Below are 14,449 nucleotides of genomic sequence, written 5' to 3' on the forward strand. Positions count from 1 at the left end.
CGAATTTATACAATAGGGAAAGCTTGATAGGCGGGGAAAGTACAGCGAAATACGGTACTTTTATCAGATCCAACGTGGCATTTATTATCAAACAGAAGGATCCAATGCGATTAGCAACAATAAAGATCGAAACAACCAGTTAGGCAGCTGACAAAATCAGGGTCTTAGCCAAAATTAACGAAGGTTTTAAACTCAAGGTTAATTGATCGGTTAAACAAACAGATAATTTTTCATAGAATTGATTTAGCGACTGAGTAACGTCATGCTGATAAGAGTCAGGTATCGGCGCTGCAATCCACTCACCCAGTTTGTTATAGACACCAAATTGATAATGATATTCAAACGTATCACTAACTAACTCCATCTCTAGCCACCATCCATAAAATTCACGAAATTCAGGTTCAATCTCTGCATCAATACAAATGCTAAAACAATCAAAATAAAAAGAGGTGGGCTGGCAGTGATGTTCTCTTAAATAAGGACCAAGTGCATTTAAAATACGAATACGTTTACGGAAATAGATCAGATCGGGGTCATTCAGTATTGGCATAATGATTATCTCTTATTTGCTTATCGTGATGAATTAAGAGCGATAAAGGAGTCTCTTTAAATGTCAGGAAGAACTGTTAAGCATAGCTAATAATCAATAGCGGTCAAATTATAAAACCAAAATTTAGGTGATTTTAAGAATATAATTCTAATAAATGGCAGCGTCGTGATTTACAACGCTGTTTAATAACGAGAATACAGACTGACGTATATTCTAGGTAGTTTAATTAATCTTGTTTGCAGATTGGTTCTACAAATTCAATCGCCATATCCCAAGGTAACTCAATCCAAGTATCCTGGCTAATAGCAGTAACAAAGTCATCCACTAAATGCTCACCAAGTGGTTTCGCATAAACAGTCACGAATTTAGCTTTAGGGTACATTTTACGAATTGTTTTCGCTGTTTCACCGCTATCAACTAAATCATCAATGATAATAAAACCTTCACCATCACCTGGTGCAGATTTTAATACTGTCATATCACGCTGATGATCGTGGTCATAACTTGAAATACATACAGTATCAACATGACGTAAGTCTAATTCACGCGCAAGAATAGCTGAAGGCACTAAACCACCACGACTAACCGCAATAATACCTTTCCACTGTGTTGCAGGAAGCAGCTTACGAGCAAGTTTACGCGTATCACGCTGTAAATCATCCCAAGATACTATAAATTTATCACTCATTTAACCAACCTCTATATACACTTAGCGAACGAACTAACGTGTAGCTATATAAAATCATCAACGAAGGGTTTATGTACAAAAAAGCCCTGATTTGTACACTCAATTTGCAACCCGTAAAGATACCAGTACTTGACCCGCAGGACAAGTTACCAGCTGAGAATTACCTCTTATTGAGCATGATAAAACGACAACTTGTTTACGCTATCGCAGAACAACAGATTAACACAGCGCATTAGGAATATTCCTCTTTACTATCTCAATAAACTGGAACATCCTTTGTATCATGCTAAATATAATGATTAATTCCAATTAAGGAGCTACCCAAGTGGCAAATTTAAGTAATTTAGAACCGCAAATTGTCTGGAATATTTTTGAGCAGATGTGTGCCAACCCGCGTCCTTCAAAGCATGAAGAAAAAGTATCTGCATGGATCCAACAATTAGCGAAAGATCATAATATTGAGTGTAAAGAAGATAAAGTAGGTAACCTTATCCTACGTAAAGCGGCTACCGCAGGTATGGAAGACCGTAAAGGCGTCGTATTACAAGCCCACATGGACATGGTTCCACAAAAAAATTCTGACTCTGAGCATAACTTTATTACTGACCCTATCGACGCTTATGTTGACGGCGAATGGGTGACAGCCCGTGGTACAACATTAGGCGCTGATAATGGGATTGGTCTAGCAGCAAGTCTTGCTGTTATCTGTTCAAACGATATTGAACATGGTCCTCTCGAAGTGCTCGTGACGATCGACGAAGAGGCTGGCATGACAGGTGCATTTGGTCTTGAAGCAGGCTGGTTAGAAGGTGAGATCCTACTAAACACAGATTCAGAAGACGAAGGCGAAGTTTACATGGGTTGTGCTGGCGGCATCGATACAACAGTGTCTTTCCCTATCGAACGTGAAAACACTCCGACGGATCACCAAACATTTGAAGTATCTATTTCTGGCCTAAGAGGCGGTCACTCAGGTGTTGATATTCACCTTGGTCGCGGTAACGCCAACAAATTACTGGCTCGTCTTTTAAAAGAAGCGGGACGCGATATGGGGGTTCGCCTTGTTGAGATTAACGGCGGTTCACTACGTAACGCAATTCCACGTGAAGCTTTTGCAGTTATTACTGTTGCGCCAGCACAACGAGAAGAGTTTAAAGCGTGTTTAGAATTCTTTGCTAAAACAGTTAAAAAAGAGCTTACAGCAACAGAACCTAATTTCTCAATCTCACTGTTCCCAGTTCCAAATGAACCAACAGTGATGACTCAAGATTGCCAGACTCGCCTTATTACTGCACTTAACGGTGTATTCAATGGTGTACTGCGCATGAGTGATGAGATTGAAGGAGTCGTTGAAACATCATCTAACCTTGGTGTAATTCAATCACGCGGTAAAACAGTACATATTCAATGCTTGATCCGTTCTTTAGCTGACTCTTGCCGTCTTGATGCACAAGAAATGATCGCATCAGTATTTGAACTTGCGGGTGCCGACGTGAAATTTGACGGTGCTTACCCAGGTTGGAAACCAGATACTAGTTCACCAGTGATGCAGATCATGCGCGACGTATATGAAAAAGAGTTTGGTTCTGTACCAAAAATCATGGTTATCCATGCAGGTCTAGAATGTGGTTTATTCAAGACTTCATACCCAACGATGGACATGGCGTCATTTGGTCCAACGATCTGTTTCCCACATTCTCCAGATGAGAAAGTGAACATAGAAACAGTGGGCATGTTCTGGAAATACCTACTTGCGATCTTAAAAGCGATCCCAGCTAAGTAAGCTAAAACACGCTATATCGATTAACTCATTTACTTTGAGTCTTCGAACCGTTATCACAAAGCCAAGTCTCGCACTTGGCTTTTTTGTAGCTCACATACTAATATAACTTCAATATCATCTTCTTACAAAGTCCATTAACGGTGTACGCCTATGAATGAGATCCTCGAACTACAGACCAATCAAGTTTCTTTTATCAGTGGCTTAATGGCGGGTTTTTCTTTATCCATCGCCGCCCAGATCGTACGTAGCCACCGAAAAAGCATCTATAGTACCATCACCCTACTTATGTTTACCCTGACCTCCTTGTTATTTGTTGTCGCATTGTATATCGACGTGCGTTTAAGTATTGAAGTCGCGACCATTACTGCCTTTTCGGCTCCTGTATTAGAACAAATTAGTCAAGTTCGTGCTATCGGCACCACCTCTGCAAGCATTGCACTGTTTCTATTTATTATCGCTATCGGCATGCTGACCTGGCTACAAGGTAAAGTCGCTGGAATATGCGGTACACTGCTTGCTTTCATTACAATGATGTTAGTGGTCATTGCGAAATACAAAATTGATACAATAGCCCAATTACTTCACAACTAATGTGTACTTCACAAGTAATTGATACTACATATAACCGTTACTGCATGTATACCGATTGAGGGATGACGCAGCTAGGCAATATTTGCTACAATTTAGTTATGTAATCGATCCTATTGAAAGAATAAGCGAGTGATGATGAAAAAAATACCCATTTTAATAATCAGCCTAGCAAGTTGCTTTTCGACATTCGCAGTTCAAGCAAATAGCGCAGGTGACGCATGGGATGCCTCTAAAGAAGCCATGGGAGAAGCATGGGATAAAACCAGAGAAGCAACCAATAAAGCAATGGAAGCCGCGAAAAGTAAAACGGAAGAGCTATTAGAGAATAGTGCGGATAACAGCGATGAGTGGTTCGAATCCTTAAAACAAGGTGCAGAGTCAGGCTGGGATAAAACCAAGCAAAAAATAGAAGAGTTGCAAAAAGAATTAGATGAAGCCAAAAAATCAGCATCAAAAGAAGACGAAGAAAAAGAGACACAATCAACACCAGAAGCAGCGCCGGTTGATAACGCAACGCCTGAATGGCAAAAAGCTTAGTTCAAATGAATCAGAACTAAGCCTCATTAACAACCAAGCGATATCAGTGGTAGCTTGAACTTAAATTCCGCTGCCAGCCACTTCATCATTTTCTTCATGTAGACCACACTCACGCTTCAAACCAAAGAAGCGTGTTTCTTCTTCCGTCATCCCAGGTCGCAGTGGTTGTGACGTATGCACATCACCGACCGAAACATAATTCTGTTCCCACAACGGATGATAATTCAACCCGTTATTTTTCAGATAATAATGAATTTCTTTATTGGTCCAATCAATAATAGGCAAAAATTTAAAACAGCCATTTTGAATAGACAATACCGGTAATGCTTCACGACTTGATGACTGACTACGACGTAATCCAGAAAACCACACTTGTGCACCTAACTCTTTAAGTGCGCGCTTCATTGGTTCTACTTTATTAAGCACGTTATATTGCGTGATCCCTTCAACACCCTGTTCCCATAACTTACCATAACGCGACTCCTGCCAAGCAGGTGATTGTGGCGCAGTATATATTTGTAAATTAAGGCTTAGCTGTTGAGTTAACTCATCAATAAACTGATAGGTCTCAGGAAATAAATACCCTGTATCGGTTAAAATAACCGGAATATCAGACTTAAACTGCGTTAATAAATGTAAACACACGGCCGCTTGAATGCCGAAGCTCGATGACAATACTAATTTGTCACCCAACTCAGTGACAGCCCAATCGACACGTTGTTCTGCGGTCATCTCCTCTAGCTGAGCATTAACCACAGCCAAAGCTGATTTCTGGCTCGCCTTATCTAACGTTAATAATTCATCTAGGTTCAATTTAGCCATGGAAATCTCTCGACGCTATAATCACAGGTTTAATCACTTCACTACGTATCACGAAATCACCAAAACGTTCGTCTGGTAATGCATTAGTTGCCCATTCAGCAATTAATTCATCAAGGATCGTTAAGATCTCAGTTTCACCAATATTCTCGCGGTACATCTTGTTTAAACGCATACCGTTATTCTTCGCGCCCAAATACATATTGTATTTGCCAGGCCCTTTACCAACAAAGCCAACTTCCGCTAAGAATGGACGACCACAACCATTGGGACAACCCGTCATACGCATCACAAAGTGTTCGTCAGGAATACCGTGTTTTGTTAGCAAGCCCTCAACTTTAGTCACCAATGACGGTAAATAACGCTCTGCTTCAGCCATCGCTAACGCACATGTCGGCAGTGCAACACAGGCCATTGAGTTCAAGCGTTGCTGACTTAATTCGTCAGAGTACAGACCATATAAACGTGCGAGACGTTCGATTTGTTCTTTATCTTGCTCTGCTACACCGGCAATGATTAAGTTTTGGTTGGCTGTCATTCTAAAATCACCTTGGTGGATCTTAGCAATTTCAACTAACCCGGTCTTAATCGGATGTGTTTCGGTATCAACAATACGGCCATTTTCAATAAATAGGGTTAAATGCCATTTATTATCAACGCCTTTGATCCAACCAAAGCGATCACCACGAGTGGTAAATTCAATTGTTTTTGGTACTTCAAACTTAATACCTGAGCGTAATTCTACTTCTGCGCGGAATTTATCCACACCGTTATCTTCAAGTGTATATTTCAAACGAGCACGTTTACGATCAGTACGGCAACCCCAATCACGTTGTACTGTTAATACCGCTTTCGCGATTTCAACTGCATCTTCAGGTTTTACAAAACCAAAATCATCGGCTAAACGCGGGAAAGTATTCACATCACCGTGCGTTGTCCCCATACCGCCACCAACTAATACATTGAAACCAACTAGCTTACCGTTATCACCAATCGCAACAAAGTTTAAATCATTAGCGTGAATATCCACGTCATTGTGTGGCGGGATAGCCACTGCAATCTTAAATTTACGCGGTAAGTAAGTGGGTCCATACATAGGCTCAACTTCATTACTATGCACTTTTTCACCGTCTAACCAGAGTTCTGCATAGGCATTGGTGTTTGGTAATAAGTCATCACTTAAACGAATTGCCCATGCATAAGCTTCTTGGTGTAATGCTGACTCCACGGGATTCGGCGTACACATTACATTACGGTTCACATCACCACAGGCAGCAATCGAATCCAAGTTCACCGAGCCTAATGCTTGGATCAATGGCTTCACTTGCGGCTTTAAAATACCATGGTACTGAAACGTTTGACGCGTCGTTAAACGGATACTGCCATAGATAGTTAAGTCACTAGCAATACGATCTATCTCTAACCATTGCTTAGGGCTACAAATACCTCCAGGTACACGCGCTCGTAACATAAAGCTATGACGAGGTTCTAACTTTTGTTTCTGACGTTCGGCACGAATATCACGATCATCTTGCTGATAAAAACCGTGGAACTTAGTTAATTGCATATCATCATCTGACAGTCCGCCAGTGATTTGATCCGCTAAGCCTTCAGCAATGGTGCCGCGTAAAAAATTACTTTCTGTTTTAATGCGTTCGTTAACCGCTAATTTCTTGTCGCTCATCAGTAAACATCCCTCTGATAACGTTTATTTCGACGTAGTTCAGCGACATACTCTTCTGCTTCACTACGCGCTAATTTACCGTGTTCTGCTACAATCTCGATCAATGCTTCATTCACATCTTTCGCCATTCTATCGCCATCACCACAAACATAAATATGTGCGCCTTGCTCTAACCAGGCATACAACTCTGCGGCATTTTCACGTAAACGGTCTTGCACATAAATTTTCTCAGCTTGGTCGCGTGAGAACGCCACATCCATCTTAGTCAATAGACCCGATTTCAAGTAGTCCTGCCATTCAGTTTGATATAGGAAGTCATCAGTAAAATGTTGGTTACCAAAGAATAACCAGTTATTTCCTGCAGCTTCACGTACGTCACGTTCTTGTACAAAAGCACGAAATGGCGCAATCCCGGTACCTGGACCAATCATGATCACAGGTGTGTCATCATTGCTTGGTAAACGGAAGTTATCATTGTGTTCAACAAAGACTTCAACCTCGGCACCTTCTTCAAGACGCTGAAGGAAACCAGAAGCACCACCAATGCGTTGCTCACCACTTTGCTGATAATCAACCACAGCAACGGTTAAATGTACTTCACCTTCCGCTTCATTAGGACTTGAAGCAATTGAATAAAGGCGTGGGGTCAACTTGCGTAAACCACTAATGAGTTGCTCTGCTGTTAATTTTGCTTTCTTTTCATCAATCACATCTAAGATTTGACGACCATAACAATAGTGGCGTAATGCTGTTTTATCATCGAGTAATTTAGCTAATTTTTTCGAACCCGATATTTCAGCATAAGCCTGAATGAAACTTGGATAACTCTGGGTCAATTCGAAACGATTAATCAGTGCATCACGTAAACTTTCTGTTTCATTAGCCACAGTAACGGTTTGTGTACCATCTAATTCCAATTGGTCTAGAATAGCGTCAACAAGAATTGGGTCATTCTTAAACCAGATCCCTAATGCATCACCCGCTTGGTAATTAATGCCAGAATCTTCTAATGCAATTTCAACGTGACGAATATCTTTATCAGAGAAACGGCCCGTGATCTTTTGATTCACTAATAATTCGGTTTTAAATGGCTTCTTTTTAGAATACGTATTCGCGACATGATTCGTCGCCAACGCTGCAATAGGAGTGGTCGCTTCCTTAAGCGTTGCTTTAACAGCAATAAGCGCCAATTCGCTCCATGTTGCAACTGCATCATCATAATCAACATCGCAGTCTGCACGAGCAACGACAGCTTCAGCACCAAGGGCTGCTAAGCGTTCATCAAACTCTAATCCTGTTTGGCAATAAAATTCGTAACTTGAATCACCTAATGCACAAACGCTATATTTAAGTTCAGGTACTTTAGGCGCTTTTTTAGAGGCCAAGAACTCATGAAAGGTAACAGCATCATCGGGGGCTTCGCCTTCACCATTGGTACTTGCAACAATCAGTAAGTGTGATTCTGTTTTCAATTCTTTGGCTTTATAATCCGCCATATTCACAAGTCGGGCTGCAATGCCTTGTGCTTGTGCTTGTTCATAAAGTTCTTCCGCTACACCTTTGGCATTACCGGTTTGTGAACCAAATAAAATAGTCACACGTTGAGCAGGTTGAGATACCGCTCCTTGCGCCTGTACTTGACCTCCAGATGCTTGACTTATCCCTGCCAAATACCCACTGACCCACGCGGTTTGCGTCGGTGACAAATCATTAAGTGCTAATTGCAATTGCGATAACTGCAGTTCACTCAATGGACTCGTCAATGATGATAGTTCCTTTAATAGCATATTACGGCTTCCACTGTGCTGAATTAATTAAAGGTTAACGACTGTTAAGGATAACCACAAAGAATAAATAATGATTTTTTATTCCATTTTGTTATATAGGAAATGCTTTGTTTGTGTATGTATAACAAATAAGCCACAAGTATTATTAACACTTTACCTACCTAGGGTTAACATTAACATTTCAATTAAACTGGTTTACATGGCAAAATAGTGGTTTATAAACACCATTATCAGGATAATAAAATGGCAACTTATTTACTAACACAGTTAAATGAACAAGGCGTATTAACCTTAACCCTTAATCGATTAGATAAGCTCAATGCATTTAATGGTGCATTTTATACTGAGCTAACCGAGGCTTTTAACCAGGCAGATACCAACCCAGCAGTGCGCGTAGTGATTCTTAGAGGCTCTGAAAATTGTTTCTGTGCGGGTAATGATATGGCCGACTTCATGAACGGCATGGACTTTTCTAAAGACCAACCATTAGTGCAATATATGCTCGCCTTATTACACTTCTCCAAACCAGTGATTGCAGCAGCAGCGGGCCCTGCGGTTGGTATTGGTACGACAATGTTAATGCACTGTGATCTGGTTTACCTTGCCGATAATACTGTACTTCGCTTACCATTTACAGATCTTGCAGCTGTGCCTGAATATGCCGCAAGCCTGATATTACCCCGAATGGCGGGTCATCAGCGAGCATCTGAAATGATGTTGCTTGCCGACAAATTTGATGCACAAACAGCATTAGAAATTGGTCTAGCAAATAAAGTACTGCCTGCTGATGAATTATTTGCAATGGCAGAAAAAAGTGCATTGAAACTTGCAGCGAAAGCGCCGGCGTCATTACGTAACACCAAAAAATTAATGAAAGCTGAACTGATTAGCCAAATAGAAAAAGTGATCCATATTGAGCTAGCGCATTTCTCGACAGCGCTTGAAAGCGAAGAATCAAAAGAAGCGGTGAGCGCATTTATGCAAAAACGTAAACCGGATTTCTCACGATTCAATTAACCGTTCACCTTAACACCCATTTGTGGATACAAGTTTAACCACAAACAAATACAGTTATAAAATAAGGTACAAAGTAGAACATAAAATTACGCTTTGTTTTCTGTTCTACTTTACCTCTCGAGATGGTCAGCGCATAATTAAACCTTATACATGTTTATATTCCAATGAATATTAACAACCTATCTTGAGTTGTTAATTATACCCCCCGCTTTTCGCGGTATATATACGGTGTAATAACATGTCATTCTTATATTTTACGCGGTAAATAATTATGATAACAAACAGTGATGGTTATATTCAGCTGATCCATTTTTTAGCTGACAACTTAGCTATTTTTGAAAACCATAGCCAACAGAGCGCTTCAACAACAGATACAATTGGAGATATTTTTTCTGAACATATCGCCAGTAATACTATGGTTGTTTGTAATCAACATCAGCAGCTTACTGAAAAGCATCGTTTTGTTATTATCCGTGAAATAGACGCGATAGTCGGTGACTTAGAAGAAGTATTATCAAGCGCTTGGGACGTACCGCCAAGTAATGATCAAATGGCATTTATCGAAGAGTTTGTCGGTTTAATGAAAAATCTGTTTGATAGTGAAATATCTAAATTAGTTTAAATAACCCGATGTAGTAAGTTAAGCTTAATAAAAAGCCAGCTCACATTATATGCGCTGGCTTTTATATTGATGATAAAGCGATATTATGCTTTTAAACAGCGTTCGCCACGTGCGATACCACAAACACCGCTTCGAACAACTTCGACAATCTCAGTATGCGACGCTAATGTTTGAATAAAGGCATCAAGCTTATCGCTATCACCCGTCAGTTGTACCGTGTATAACGAATCTGTAATATCAACAATTTGACCACGGAAAATATCTGATGTGCGTTTCACTTCTGCACGTACAAAACCCGCCGCTTTTACTTTAATAAGTAATAGCTCACGCTCAATATGCGCACCTTCAGTAAGATCACTTACTTTTAATACATCAATCAGCTTATTTAATTGCTTCATGATTTGTTCAATCACAGCACGGTCACCGTTCGTGACCAACGTCAAACGTGATAATGTTTCATCATCCGTCGTTGATACAGTCAAAGACTCAATGTTATAACCACGTTGTGAGAACAGACCAACGATGCGTGACAAAGCACCCGACTCATTTTCTGTTAATATTGAAATTATACGTCTCATGATGTGGTTTTCTCCGTCTTACTTAAATACATATCATCCATTGCGCCATATTTAATTTGCATCGGATATACATGTTCTTCTGGATCAATAATAATATCCATGAATACAACACGGTTTTTATTTTTTTCCGAAAAGCACTCAGTAAACGCTTTATCAAGATCTTCAGGTTTACTCACCTGAATACCAACGTGATGATAAGCTTCTGCTAATTTAACAAAATCAGGCATAGACTCCATATAAGAATGAGAATGACGGCCATCATAGAACATTTTCTGCCACTGCTTAACCATGCCTAACGCACCGTTATTCAGGGTAATAATCTTCACTGCAATACCATACTGCAGACATGTCGATAATTCTTGGATGTTCATTTGAATAGAACCATCACCAGAAATACAACATACTACTTTTTCTGGGTTGGCTATTTTAGCACCCATTGCCGCAGGGAAACCAAAGCCCATCGTGCCTAAGCCACCAGAGTTGATCCATTGACGCGGTTTATCGTACGGATAGTACAAGGCACCAAACATTTGATGCTGACCTACATCCGAGGTAATAATCGCTTTACCCTCTGTATGTTTATATAAGCCTTCGATAACCGCTTGCGGTTTAATTGACGACCCTGTTTCATAACTGAGGCATTGCTTAGTACGCCAACCATCAATTTCTTTCCACCACGTACTACGTTCTTCTTCATTGGCAGTGACTTGCAGTTCATCAATAATCTCTAGCATCTGCTCAACAACCACTTCGATAGAACCAACAATTGGAATATCGGCATGGACTGTTTTCGAAATTGACGTTGGATCGATATCTACATGAATTATTTTGGCGTCTGGACAGAATTTATCAATCGCATTCGTCACTCGATCATCAAAACGTGCACCAAGACAAATAATCAAATCAGAGTTATGCATCGTTTTATTCGCTTCAAACGTACCATGCATACCTAACATACCGATATTTTGTGGATGTGTACCCGGGAATATACCCAGTCCCATCAAAGTATTCGTTACTGGTAGGTTTAACTGTTCTGCAAATTTCAGTACTTGCGCTTCAGCGTTGGCAATAACCGCTCCGCCACCAACGTAGAGTACTGGTTTTTTCGCTGTTGCAATTGCTTTAACCGCTTTACGTACTTGTCCTTTATGACCCAATTTAACCGGGTTATATGAACGCATAGAGACGCTCTCAGGGTATTTGTACGGAAATTTCAATAACGGGTTTTGTGTATCTTTTGGTAAATCAATCACCACCGGTCCAGGACGACCTGTTGACGCGATATAATATGCTTTTTTGATTGCATCAGGAATATCAGCAGCGGTTTTACATAAAAAGCTGTGTTTTACAATAGGACGAGATACGCCCATCATATCCGTTTCCTGGAATGCATCGTTACCGATCATTGACGTAGGAACCTGACCTGATAAAACAACAAGAGGAATCGAATCCATATACGCTGTTGCAATACCTGTAATACAATTTGTTGCACCTGGTCCAGATGTAACAAGGACGGTACCAACTTTCCCTGTTGAACGTGCATAACCATCTGCAGCATGCACTGCAGCTTGCTCATGGCGCACTAAAAAATGTTCAATTTGACTTGATTCGAATAACGCATCATAAATATCAAGAACAGAGCCACCAGGATAACCGAAGATATGCTCAATACCCTCATCTTCCAGTGAGCGGATTACCATTTCGGCACCAGACAACATTTCCATAAGCAGGCCCTCCCGGCCCATATCCTAATTCTAGTTTGACAACTGTCCACATTGTAACAAATTGGTTACAAGTTTAAACTTCCCATTGAATTAGATTTAACTTTATTTTTATTGGTTTATTTATTGAAATTAACAAAATAAAATCATCTTTAAAAGTGATATGAGAAATTAAATATCAAAAAAATTCATCATCACCTCTAATAACGATATATTTCGGTCTGAAACGAGGGAGAAACAAAGAATATTAACTTTTCAAGTTACTGATTTAAAATAAAAAAGTTTACATGTTGATATATTAGCCGTGTAATAGCACTGCTCAATGTAAAAATAGTCCACTTAAAAAATAACTAGATAATGAAAGATATTTAACTATACCGATGGTTGCTCCATCATTTCAATGGCCGTATTTTCATTTCGGTTCGCCAACCACATATTTAATGTGGATAATGACATCGGTTTTGCGTACCAATATCCCTGTACCTTGGAGCAACCTTGTTTTAACAAAAATTCTGCTTGCTCGGGTTGTTCAATGCCTTCACCGAGTAATTCTAATTTTAAAGCGTCACCCATCGCACAAATACCTTTGACGATATTCTGACTACGCTCAGAATCAACGACGCCTTCGATGAAACTACGATCGAGCTTAATACCATGAAATTGGAATTTGTGTAGATAGCTAAATGAAGAATAACCAGTACCAAAATCATCAATCCATAATTTAATACCTAAATTATTTAATTCACGTAATACACGTAAATTATCACTGTCTGCATTCATTAATGTTGTTTCAGTTATCTCAAAATGGATCTGACTCGGTAATAATGAGTAACAAGCCAAAATACTTCTAACATTATGTACAAAAGCACGGTCAGCCAGCTGCTGCGGTGAAATATTAATGGCAATAAAATAATCCGGATTATTAATCTGTAATAACGATAAATCACCACAAACCTGCTTAATAATCCACTGTCCCATCGGCACAATAAGGCCGGTTTGCTCTGCAACAGGGATAAAATCGTCGGGTGGTACCAAGCCGCGAACAGGGTGATTCCAACGAATAAGCGCTTCAAAACCCAACTCTTTTTCCGTAGCTATATCAATAACGGGTTGATAATAAATTTCAAACTCCCCTTTACTAATGGCCTTGTTAAGCTCTTGTTCTAGCTTTACTCGATACTCTAATTCTCGCATGTATTCCGGTTTGAAAAAGGCAACACCATGCTTTCCAGACTCCTTCACTTTATACATTGCCATATCCGCTTTTTTCAGTAACGAATCGCTACAAGTACCATGTTCAGGACTGATGCTGACACCAATACTGACACCGATAGAGATACTCTCACCAGACAGCTCAATTTTTCGGCGAATATTTTTCAGCAGTTTGTTCAGGATAGGTGCGATATCATTGGCTTCTGAAATACCCATGATGAGAATAGCAAACTCATCGCCACCAATACGAAAAATATTGGTCTTATACAAATTAGGTGGTGGTGTGTTATCTAACGATAATTTAATACGTTGCGCTATGATTGCGATAACTTGATCGCCCACTTTATGGCCTAATGTATCATTGATATTTTTAAGATCATCTAAATCCAGAATACATAACGCAATCTTACCTTTCCCTTTAGCCATGCTGGCATCAAGTCTTTCTAAAAATTTAAATCGATTAGCTAACCCAGTTCCGCTATCTAAATAAACCGATAGGTCCAGATCTACAAGTTGCCCTTGTAGGTTATGTAATTCCAAATTTATTTTCCGCAAAGTCCGCTTATAGCGATATGCCTTATAGACACACACCACACTAATAACACTGACAAGCGCGGTAATAATAAGTGAGCTCGGAATACGCATGGTCACATGGTACAGTTCTAATAAAAAGAACCAGGCAGTATCACTGGAAAACGTTAAAATATAGAGACAAGAAAACAGCGCAAGTAATCCACCTAATACAATTACGGTGAATAATACTTTACGCCATTGATGCGAAGAATTTCTGGTATTAAGCCTGTTCATATTAGCACTATCCATTGTTACCAATCTGCTTACCCATATTGAGTTAATATTAG

The 14,449-nt window shown here is 39.9% G+C and carries 13 protein-coding genes; 5 read left to right on the plus strand and 8 right to left on the minus strand.

Features of this window, described 5'->3' with window-relative positions; genetic code table 11:
- Window positions 1–139 precede the first annotated feature (139 nt).
- The gene (gene crl / locus AKG98_RS16870) at window positions 140–550 is read right to left on the minus strand and encodes a sigma factor-binding protein Crl (protein ID WP_067048507.1); all 411 of its coding nucleotides are present in this window, start codon (window positions 548–550) and stop codon (window positions 140–142) included.
- 226 nt (window positions 551–776) lie between these two features.
- A complete protein-coding gene (gene gpt, locus AKG98_RS16875; protein WP_067048510.1) occupies window positions 777–1,238 on the minus strand; it encodes a xanthine phosphoribosyltransferase in 462 nt (153 codons plus the stop codon).
- 325 nt (window positions 1,239–1,563) lie between these two features.
- On the opposite strand from gpt, the gene AKG98_RS16880 reads away from it, so the two are divergent.
- The 3 genes from AKG98_RS16880 (at window position 1,564) to AKG98_RS16890 (ending at window position 4,149) form a co-directional block, all read left to right on the plus strand.
- Entirely contained in the window at window positions 1,564–3,021 is a 1,458-nt protein-coding gene (locus tag AKG98_RS16880; RefSeq protein WP_067048513.1) for an aminoacyl-histidine dipeptidase, read from the plus strand.
- A gap of 150 nt (window positions 3,022–3,171) precedes the next feature.
- Window positions 3,172–3,612 (plus strand): phosphoadenosine phosphosulfate reductase, encoded by a 441-nt coding sequence (locus AKG98_RS16885; RefSeq protein ID WP_067048516.1) that lies wholly within the window; start codon window positions 3,172–3,174, stop codon window positions 3,610–3,612.
- A gap of 132 nt (window positions 3,613–3,744) precedes the next feature.
- Complete coding sequence (locus tag AKG98_RS16890; protein ID WP_228140342.1) at window positions 3,745–4,149, plus strand: hypothetical protein; 405 nt, start codon at window positions 3,745–3,747, stop codon at window positions 4,147–4,149.
- A 60-nt stretch (window positions 4,150–4,209) separates the two neighbouring features.
- Here the strand turns inward: AKG98_RS16890 and AKG98_RS16895 are convergent, their stop codons facing one another.
- From AKG98_RS16895 to AKG98_RS16905, 3 genes are read right to left on the minus strand one after another with little or no spacing between them, the layout of a single operon-like run.
- Complete coding sequence (locus AKG98_RS16895) at window positions 4,210–4,971, minus strand: phosphoadenylyl-sulfate reductase (RefSeq protein ID WP_067048520.1); 762 nt, start codon at window positions 4,969–4,971, stop codon at window positions 4,210–4,212.
- On the minus strand, window positions 4,964–6,652 hold the full coding sequence (cysI, locus tag AKG98_RS16900; RefSeq protein WP_067048523.1) for an assimilatory sulfite reductase (NADPH) hemoprotein subunit: 1,689 nt from the start codon (window positions 6,650–6,652) through the stop codon (window positions 4,964–4,966). The genes AKG98_RS16895 and cysI overlap by 8 nt, the downstream gene beginning before the upstream one ends.
- On the minus strand, window positions 6,652–8,439 hold the full coding sequence (locus AKG98_RS16905; RefSeq protein WP_067048527.1) for an assimilatory sulfite reductase (NADPH) flavoprotein subunit: 1,788 nt from the start codon (window positions 8,437–8,439) through the stop codon (window positions 6,652–6,654). Before AKG98_RS16905 ends, cysI begins: the two co-directional genes overlap by 1 nt.
- A gap of 243 nt (window positions 8,440–8,682) precedes the next feature.
- Between AKG98_RS16905 and AKG98_RS16910 the strand changes: the two genes are divergently transcribed.
- Both AKG98_RS16910 and AKG98_RS16915 read left to right on the plus strand, forming a co-directional pair.
- Window positions 8,683–9,456: an enoyl-CoA hydratase gene (locus tag AKG98_RS16910; protein WP_067048530.1), complete on the plus strand. Its 774-nt coding sequence runs from the start codon at window positions 8,683–8,685 to the stop codon at window positions 9,454–9,456.
- Window positions 9,457–9,727: 271 nt separating this feature from the next.
- Window positions 9,728–10,078 carry a DUF3802 family protein gene (locus AKG98_RS16915; protein WP_067048533.1) on the plus strand — a complete coding sequence of 117 codons (351 nt, stop codon included), beginning with the start codon at window positions 9,728–9,730 and terminating at the stop codon, window positions 10,076–10,078.
- An 83-nt stretch (window positions 10,079–10,161) separates the two neighbouring features.
- On the opposite strand, the gene ilvN is transcribed toward AKG98_RS16915, so the two are convergent.
- From ilvN to AKG98_RS16930, 3 genes are all read right to left on the minus strand, one after another.
- Window positions 10,162–10,656, minus strand: a complete 495-nt coding sequence (gene ilvN / locus AKG98_RS16920; protein WP_067048535.1) for an acetolactate synthase small subunit — start codon at window positions 10,654–10,656, stop codon at window positions 10,162–10,164.
- Window positions 10,653–12,380: an acetolactate synthase 3 large subunit gene (locus tag AKG98_RS16925; protein WP_067048538.1), complete on the minus strand. Its 1,728-nt coding sequence runs from the start codon at window positions 12,378–12,380 to the stop codon at window positions 10,653–10,655. The genes ilvN and AKG98_RS16925 overlap by 4 nt, the downstream gene beginning before the upstream one ends.
- 369 nt (window positions 12,381–12,749) lie before the next feature.
- Window positions 12,750–14,396 carry a bifunctional diguanylate cyclase/phosphodiesterase gene (locus AKG98_RS16930; RefSeq protein WP_067048541.1) on the minus strand — a complete coding sequence of 549 codons (1,647 nt, stop codon included), beginning with the start codon at window positions 14,394–14,396 and terminating at the stop codon, window positions 12,750–12,752.
- Between the last annotated feature and the right edge of the window lie 53 nt (window positions 14,397–14,449).

Source organism: Moritella sp. JT01, from assembly GCF_001574435.1.
In the GTDB taxonomy this organism is placed as follows: domain Bacteria; phylum Pseudomonadota; class Gammaproteobacteria; order Enterobacterales; family Moritellaceae; genus Moritella.